This window comes from Streptomyces sp. C (assembly GCF_000158895.1).
Taxonomy (GTDB): domain Bacteria; phylum Actinomycetota; class Actinomycetes; order Streptomycetales; family Streptomycetaceae; genus Streptomyces; species Streptomyces racemochromogenes.
Genome location: NZ_GG657750.1, coordinates 2,258,304 through 2,258,786, shown reverse-complemented (window position 1 = coordinate 2,258,786; position 483 = coordinate 2,258,304). Strand labels below are relative to the sequence as shown.

The 483-nt window shown below is 73.5% G+C and carries 1 protein-coding gene; it reads left to right on the top strand.

Translation table 11 applies throughout. The annotated features are described in order from the left end of the window. Positions 1-130: 130 nt before the first annotated feature. Complete coding sequence (locus tag SSNG_RS10005; RefSeq protein WP_042800824.1) at positions 131-340, top strand: hypothetical protein; 210 nt, start codon at positions 131-133, stop codon at positions 338-340. The last annotated feature ends 143 nt before the right edge of the window (positions 341-483 follow it).

Genomic DNA, 483 nt, shown 5'->3' with positions numbered 1-483 from the left:
GGGTGTGCTCGCGCGGTGATCGTGGCGGGAATCTCCTCCTTCAGGGAGGAACGGAGGCCGATCTGCGGGCACACTCATGGCGAGAAGCGTGAGATCGCGGACGAACAGCGGACGAACAACGGAGGCGGACATGGCGTGGACGTGGCGGTTCGAGGCGGCCGACGGCAGTGAGGTGGCCCCGGCGGTGGAGCCGGAGGAGTTCACCACGCAGGGGGACGCGGAGTCCTGGATCGGGGAGGTCTGGAAGGAGCTGCTGGACGGCGGCGCGGAGCGGGTCACCCTCTTCGAGGACGGCTCGGAGATCTACCCCATGAGCCTGCGGGCGGCCACGGAGGCCTGATCCCTGGCCGGGCGGGGGCCGGTGGCCTGCGGCGCCGGTCCCCTACCCGCCCTTCCCCCGTTCCCCGGGGCTCCGCCCCGGACCCCCGCGCCTCAAACGCCGGCGGGGCTGGGAAGACCGGGGCTCCGCCCCTGGCCCTGCGC

What these genes read in the sequence shown, in the direction of transcription:
- SSNG_RS10005 (WP_042800824.1), top strand. Translation starts at nt 131, where the DNA reads ATGGCGTGGACGTGGCGGTTCGAGGCGGCCGACGGCAGTGAGGTGGCC.